A 6,953-nucleotide genomic window follows, 5' to 3' on the forward strand; every position below is an offset into this window, starting at 1 on the left:
CCCTAACCCATCAACCCGCCCTGCCGCCTCAAGCGCCGGGCTCCTGTCCCTGATTATCCTGTCTCACTACAGGGGTGCAGTTCATAAGACTTTCCCGGATTTCGCTCCGCTCCATCCGGGCTACAAGCTGCCGCCCCCTACTCCGCGGCTTCCACCACCGGCTTCTTCGGCGGGAAGCGGCCGTAGAAGGTTTCGCCCTTGGCCGCCATCTCGACCAGGAGCTTCGGCGGGGTGAAGCGGGAGCCGTATTTGGCCTCGAACTTGTGGCAGAGCTCGACGAATTTCTTCGTGCCCATGAAGTCGATATAGGACAGCGTGCCGCCGGTGAACGGCGCGAAGCCGAAGCCCAGGATCGAGCCGACATCGGCCTCGCGCACATCGGTGATGACGTGATCCTCAACCGTGCGCGCGGCTTCCACCGCCTGCACCACCAGGAAGCGCTGCTTCAATTCCCCGACATCAAGCGTATCCGGATCGAGGTGCTTCGGCTGCAGCCCGGCAAGCCCGGGCCACAGGCTCTTCTGGCCCTTGCCCTTCTCCGGATAGTCGTAGAAGCCCTTGGCATTCTTGCGGCCAAAGCGGCCCTGCTTCTCGACCATTTCAACCATCAGCTTCTTGTGATCCTGGTTGATGGCGTTGGGGCCAAGATCGGCTTCGGTCGCCTTCATGATCTTCAGGCCGAGGTCGAGCGCGACCTCGTCCGACAGCGACAGCGGCCCGACCGGCATGCCGGCCATCTTGGCGGTGTTCTCGATCATCGCCGCCGGCACGCCTTCCAGGAACATCTCGTTGCCTTCCGCGATGTAGCGCATCACGCAGCGGTTGGCGAAGAAGCCGCGGGAGTCGTTGACCACGATCGGCGTCTTGCCGATGGCGCGGACATAGTCCAGTGCGGTCGCGAGCGCGGCGTCGCCGGTGTTCTTGCCGAGGATGATCTCGACCAGCATCATCTTCTCGACCGGCGAGAAGAAGTGGATGCCGATGAACTTGCCCTGGTCCTTGAATTCCTCGGCCAGCGAATTGATCGGCAGCGTCGAGGTGTTGGAGGCGAAGATCGCGTCACCCTTCAAGAGCGGCTGCGCCTTGGCATAGGTATCAGCCTTGACCTTACGATCCTCGAACACCGCCTCGATGATGAGGTCGCAGTCCTTCAACACGTCGTAGTCGGCGGTCGCGGTGATGCGCGACAGCAGCGCATCGCGCTCGGCCTCCTTCGCGCGGCCTTTGGCGACGAGACCGTCGATCACGCTTTTGGCGTGCGCCTTGCCCTTGTCGGCGCTCTCCTGGTCGCGATCGATCAGCACGACATCGATGCCGGCCTTGGCCGAGACGTAGCCGACGCTGGCGCCCATGAAGCCGGCGCCGATTATGGCAAGCTTCTTGACCTTGGTCGGCGGCACGCCCGCAGGACGGCGGGCGCCCTTGTTCAGTTCCTGCATCGACAGGAAGAGCGAGCGGATCATCGCCGCCGCTTCCTTGGAGCGCAGCACTTGCGTGAAGTAGCGGGACTCGACGCGCAGCGCGGCGTCGATCGGCAACTGCAGGCCTTCGTAGACGCAGCTCATGATGGCGCGCGCCGCCGGATAATTGTCATAGGTCTCGCGGCGGTAGATCGCATTGCCCGCGGGGAACATCTGCATGCCCATCTTGGAGAAGACGGGGCCGCCGGGCAGCTTGAAGCCTTTCTCGTCCCATGGCGCGACCGCCTTGCCGCCCCCCTTGATCCAGTCCTTCGCGGCCTTGATCAGCTCGCCGGGCGGCACGATGGCGTGGATCAGGTTGAGCTGCTTGGCCCTTGCGAGGTTGATCGCCTCGCCCTTCAACAGGAGCTGCATCGCATCCTGCGGCGGCACGATCCGCGGCACGCGCTGGGTGCCGCCGGCGCCGGGGAACAGGCCGACCTTGATCTCGGGCAGGCCGAGCCGGGTCTTCGGATTCTCCGCGGCGACGCGGTAGTGACAGGACAGCGTGATCTCGAAGCCGCCGCCGAGCGCGAGCCCGTTGATGGCGGCGACCCACGGCTTGCCCGAGGTCTCGATCGAGCGGAACACCTGCGAGAAACGGCGGCTCTGCTCGAACAGCACCTGGTTGGCCGCGACCTCGCCCTTTTCCTGCAAGAGCTGCGCATAGGTGCGGCTCATGCCCTCAAGCATCGACAAGTCAGCGCCGGCGCAGAAGGTGTCCTTGCTCGAGGTGATGACGACGCCCTTGATCGCGGCATCGGCCGTGGTCTGCTTGACGATCTCCTCGAGCTCGAGGACCGAGGTTTCGTCCAGCACGTTCATCGAACGTCCCGGAATGTCCCAGGTGACGAGCGCAATGCCGTCGGCGTCGGTTTCGAATTTGAAATTCTTGAAGGCCATGTGGTGCTCCCAACACGAAATCGGAATTTTGCCCGTAGGGTGGGCAAAGGCGCGCTACGCGCCGTGCCCACCATCCTTGTTCGGTGCTCGTATCGGTGGGCACGCTTCGCTTTGCCCACCCTACGACAATGTCGCCTTAAACGCGCTCGATGATGGTCGCGGTACCCATGCCGCCGCCGATGCACAAGGTCACCAGCGCGGTCGACTTGTCGGTGCGCTCGAGCTCGTCGAGCACGGTGCCCAAAATCATTGCGCCGGTCGCGCCAAGCGGATGGCCGAGCGCGATCGCGCCGCCATTGACGTTGATCTTGGCGTTGTCGATGTCGAAGGCCTGGATGTAGCGCAGCACCACCGAGGCGAAGGCTTCGTTGAGCTCGAACAGATCGATGTCCGACTTCTTCATGCCGGAACGCGCGAACAGCTTTTCCGTGACATCGACCGGCCCGGTCAGCATCATCGCGGGCTCGGAGCCGATATTGGCGAAGGCCCGGATTTTCGCACGCGGCTTGAGGCCGTACTTCTCACCCGCTTCCTTGCTGCCGAGCAGCACGGCGCCGGCGCCGTCGACAATCCCGGAGGAATTGCCGGCGTGGTGCACATAATTGACCTTCTCGATCTCCGGATGCGACTGCACCGCCACCGCATCGAAACCCGCCATCGCGGCCATCGCCGCGAACGACGGCTGGAGCTGCGCCAGCGACTGCATCGTCGTCGTGGGCCGCATATGCTCGTCCTTGGCGAGAATGGTGAGGCCGTTGACGTCCTTCACCGGCACCACCGATTTGTCGAAGCGCCCTTCGTCCCAGGACTTCGCCGCGCGCTGCTGGCTCTGCACGGCGTAGGCGTCGACGTCGTCACGGGAGAAGCCGTATTTGGTCGCGATCAGGTCGGCCGAGATGCCCTGCGGCATGAAATAGGCCGGCACCGCCATCGAGGGGTCCATCGGCCAGGCGCCGCCGGACGCGCCGATGCCGACGCGGCTCATGGACTCCGCACCGCCGCCGATCACCAGTTCATGCTGCCCGCTCATGATCTGCGCGGCGGCAAAATTCACGGCATCGAGGCCCGACGCGCAGAAGCGGCTGATCTGCACGCCCGGCACCTTCTCGCCGAGGCCTGACTTCAGCGCCGCGAAGCGGGCCATGTCGGAGCCGGCCTCGCCGACGGGATCGACGATGCCGAGCACGACGTCGTCGACGACGTCCTCGGCAATGTTGTTGCGCTCCTTCAGCGCCTTCAGCGGCACGGTGGCGAGCGCCAGCGCAGTGACTTCGTGCAGCGCGCCGTCGGGCTTGCCGCGGCCGCGCGGGGTACGAACGTGATCGTAGATATATGCCTCAGGCATGACGCCCTCCTTAGATGAGGATCATAATATATAGCCGAACCGGCCGAAGCCGCGAGGTAGCTGCCGAAGATTCTTCAGAATGCTTCGGCCGCCAATTCCATCGTGGTCGCGCTGCCGCTCTGGACGCGCGCCAGGTGCACGGCCGTCTCCGGCAAGAGCTTCTCCATGAAGAAGCGGCCGGTCACGAGCTTGGTCGAGAGGTAAGGCGTTGCGCCGCCGGCGGCGATCTTGTCCTGCGTCACCTTCGCCATCCGCGCCCACATGTAGCCGAGCGCAACCAGCCCGAACAATTTCATGTAGTCGGTCGCGGCGGCGCCGGCATTGTCGGGCTTGGTCATCGCGTTCTGCATCAGCCAGCCGGTCGCCTGCTGCAGATGGCCGAGCGCGGCCGAGAGCGGTGTCACGAACGGCTTCATGGCCTCATCCGCGCCGTGCTCCTTGGCGTAAGCGCCGACTTCGCCGAAGAACGCCATCACCGCGCGGCCGCCGTCGCGCGGCAGCTTACGGCCGACGAGATCGAGCGCCTGGATGCCATTGGCGCCCTCGTAAATCATCGAGATACGCGCATCGCGCACGAACTGCTCCATGCCCTGCTCGGCGATATAGCCGTGGCCGCCATACATCTGCTGCGCCAGCACGGTGTTGGCAAAGCCGGTGTCGGTCAGCACGCCCTTCAGGACCGGCGTCATCAGGCCCATATGGTCGTCGGCCTCCTGGCGGTCCTTGGGATCGTTCGAGCGATGGGCGACATCGCTCTTCAGCGCGGTCCAGATCACCATGGCGCGCGCCGCCTCGTTGAAGGCGCGGATCGTCAGCAGCGTGCGGCGGACATCGGGATGCACGATGATCGGATCGGCCGGCTTGTCCGGCTCCTTCGTACCGGTCAGCGAGCGGCCCTGCAGGCGCTCGCGCGCATAGGCCACCGCGTTCTGATAGGCGACCTCCGATTGCGCGAGGCCCTGCACGGCGACGCCGAGCCGGGCCTCGTTCATCATCACGAACATGCCCTGCATGCCCTTGTTCTCCTGGCCAATCAGCCAGCCGGTCGCATTGTCGTAATTCATCACGCAGGTGGAATTGCCGTGAATGCCCATCTTGTGCTCGATCGAGCCGCAGGTGACGCCGTTGCGTGCCCCGAGCGAGCCATCGGCATTGACCAGGAATTTCGGCACCACGAACAGCGAGACGCCCTTGATGCCGGCCGGCGCGCCTTCGATGCGCGCGAGCACGAGGTGGATGATGTTCTCAGTGAGGTCGTGCTCGCCGGCCGAGATGAAGATCTTGGTACCCGTAATCTTGAAGCTGCCATCGGCCTGGGGCACGGCCTTGGTCCGCAACAGCCCGAGATCGGTACCGCAATGCGGCTCGGTGAGGTTCATGGTCCCGGTCCATTCGCCCGCCACCATCTTCGGAACATAGGTCGTCTTCTGCCCGTCCGTGCCGTGCACCAGGAGCGCCGCGGTCGCACCCATGGTGAGACCGCCATACATGGAGAACGCCATGTTGGCCGAGATCTGGAATTCGTTGACCGCCTGGCTCAGCGTCACCGGCAGGCCCTGCCCGCCATATTCCGTCGGCGCCGAGAGTCCGAGCCAGCCGCCTTCGGCCACCTGCTTATAGGCTTCCTTGAAACCTTTCGGCGTCGTCACCGAGCCATCGTCGTGGCGGGCGCAGCCTTCGAGGTCGCCGACACGGTTGAGCGGCTGCAACACTTCTTCGGAAAGCTTCGCCGCCTCGCCCAGGATGGCTTCGCGCACGTCAGCCGATGCGTCGGTGAAACCCGGCAGGTTATCGTAGCGGTCGATCTGGAAGACGTCATTGAGCAGGAAACTCACATCTTCGACTGGGGCTTTGTAGATCGGCATGGCGTGCTCCGGCAGGCAGTTTTTGAATTTGGCGCCGCAGGCAAAACCCTCGCGACGCTGCGACCATTAAAGGTTCCCGAAACAGACCTTAGACCTTTCGGTGTTCCGGGAAAGCGATTATCGGGATCAGGACTGCGACTTAGGCTGCGACTTGGCGGCGCTGGCCTCGCCGGCCTGCCGCATTAGCTCTTCTCCCATCAGCCGGTGCAACAGGTTGATCGCCTTCAGCGGGCGCACCATCACCTTGAGATGCGTGATCCGTCCCTCCGCATCGAAGGTGATGATGTCGACCCCGTTGATCTTGATGCCCTCAATCTCGTTTTCGAATTCGAGCACCGCGCCGTTATCGCTGCGCCATTCGCCCCGATACGTGAAGCCGGGGCCGCCCAGCACCTTTTCCGCGCTCGACAAATATTTGAAGGTGATGTCACGTCCGCACTGCGGCGTGTGTACGACGGGGCTTTCGAATACGGCGTCGGGGTGAAGCAGATCCCAGAGCGCTGCGCGATCATGGGACTTCATGTAGGCGTACCACTTGTCGAGGCCGGTCATTGTCAAAGACGTCTCCTCTTGGCGGAACGTGCAATGGCCCGACCATGGCGCGCCGTTTAGTCTTGACCGTCAATATGCACATTGACGCATATGCGCCTATGTGCATAAAGTCAAGGATGCTGGACGAGTGAGCAGGATCCGGACAAATGGGCGCCTGTCCTCCGACAGTATCCTGCTCAAGCAAACCGGAGAGGGAGTGGCGACCCGTGGCGCTGGGTGACGCGATCCTCGCATGCCTGACCGAACGTCCGATGACGGGCTACGAGCTCGCCAAGACGTTCGACGCGTCCATCGGCTTCTTCTGGAAGGCCGACCATCAGCAGATCTATCGCGAGCTTTCCAAGCTGCGCGACCGCGGCCATGTCCAGGCCCGCGAGGTGGTCCAATCCGGCAAGCCCAACAAGCTGGTTTACACGCTGACCCCCGAAGGCAAGGCGGCGCTACGGCACTGGGCGGCGCGTCCGAGTATGCCGGCGTCGATCAAGGACGATCTCCTGGTGCGGCTCTACGCGCTCGACAGCGTCGATATCGAACCGCTGCGCACCGACCTGATGGCGCGATTGGAACACCACCGCGACCGCTACGAGCGCTACGAGCGCCTCCTCAACAAGCGGTTCCCGCAAGGTGTCGCCTCGCCCGCCGATATGGGCAAGCTGCTCGGGCTTCGCATCGGCCTTCGCCATGAGCAGGTCGTGGCGGAGTGGTGCGAGGAGGCCATCGAGGCCCTCTCCGCCCTGACAAACCGGGTAACCGTTCAGCCGCTCAAAGCGGGCCACGGCGACGATAAGGCATAGGAATCTCTCCCCGTCGTCCCGGCGAAGGCCGGGA

At 63.9% G+C, this 6,953-nt stretch carries 5 protein-coding genes; 1 reads left to right on the forward strand and 4 read right to left on the reverse strand.

Annotated elements, in window-relative coordinates; genetic code table 11:
- Nucleotides 1–137 precede the first annotated feature (137 nt).
- The 4 genes from CWO89_RS38540 to CWO89_RS38555 form a co-directional block, all read right to left on the reverse strand.
- On the reverse strand, nt 138–2,363 hold the full coding sequence (locus tag CWO89_RS38540; protein ID WP_130583567.1) for an FAD-dependent oxidoreductase: 2,226 nt from the start codon (nt 2,361–2,363) through the stop codon (nt 138–140).
- Between the two features lie 136 nt (nt 2,364–2,499).
- Nucleotides 2,500–3,708 carry an acetyl-CoA C-acetyltransferase gene (locus CWO89_RS38545; RefSeq protein ID WP_130583568.1) on the reverse strand — a complete coding sequence of 403 codons (1,209 nt, stop codon included), beginning with the start codon at nt 3,706–3,708 and terminating at the stop codon, nt 2,500–2,502.
- 74 nt (nt 3,709–3,782) lie between these two features.
- On the reverse strand, nt 3,783–5,573 hold the full coding sequence (locus CWO89_RS38550) for an acyl-CoA dehydrogenase C-terminal domain-containing protein (protein WP_130583569.1): 1,791 nt from the start codon (nt 5,571–5,573) through the stop codon (nt 3,783–3,785).
- Between the two features lie 126 nt (nt 5,574–5,699).
- Nucleotides 5,700–6,131 (reverse strand): nuclear transport factor 2 family protein, encoded by a 432-nt coding sequence (locus tag CWO89_RS38555; RefSeq protein ID WP_165421504.1) that lies wholly within the window; start codon nt 6,129–6,131, stop codon nt 5,700–5,702.
- A 200-nt stretch (nt 6,132–6,331) separates the two neighbouring features.
- Between CWO89_RS38555 and CWO89_RS38560 the strand changes: the two genes are divergently transcribed.
- Nucleotides 6,332–6,919, forward strand: coding sequence for a PadR family transcriptional regulator (locus CWO89_RS38560; RefSeq protein WP_130583570.1), 588 nt, complete (start codon nt 6,332–6,334; stop codon nt 6,917–6,919).
- The last annotated feature ends 34 nt before the right edge of the window (nt 6,920–6,953 follow it).

This window comes from Bradyrhizobium sp. Leo170 (assembly GCF_004296405.1).
GTDB lineage: Bacteria > Pseudomonadota > Alphaproteobacteria > Rhizobiales > Xanthobacteraceae > Bradyrhizobium.